Consider the following 307-nt stretch of genomic DNA (forward strand, 5'->3'; position numbering starts at 1 on the left):
CCGCCGTTCTGGCAGGCGGTGTCAAAGCTGAACCCGATCGTCTATATGATCAGCGGTTTCCGCTACGGTTTCCTCGGCATCAACGACGTGCCGCTGGCGTTCACCATGGCGGTGCTGGTGGCGTTTATCACGGTGTTCTACCTGCTGTCCTGGTACCTGATCGAACGCGGCCGCGGCCTGCGCAGCTGATCCTGATGCGCCCTCGTTTTCCCGGCGGGGGCGCTTTTCCCGATTTGGCGCAGGCGGCGCGTAAATCAATAGAATCGCTCAAATAACCGCTAGTTCCCCGCTGTTCAAATCGTGCTAT

Annotated in this window: 1 protein-coding gene; it reads left to right on the forward strand. The window is 59.3% G+C overall.

Annotation, left to right across the window (positions count from 1 at the left end):
* Positions 1-189 (forward strand): ABC-2 transporter permease (locus tag J0A68_RS23355; protein WP_262898056.1); only part of this gene is annotated, 189 nt, incomplete at its 5' end.
* Positions 190-307: the final 118 nt, after the last annotated feature.

The sequence above is a fragment of the Algoriphagus oliviformis genome (genome assembly GCF_017254915.1).
Classification (GTDB): Bacteria; Bacteroidota; Bacteroidia; order Cytophagales; family Cyclobacteriaceae; genus Algoriphagus; species Algoriphagus oliviformis.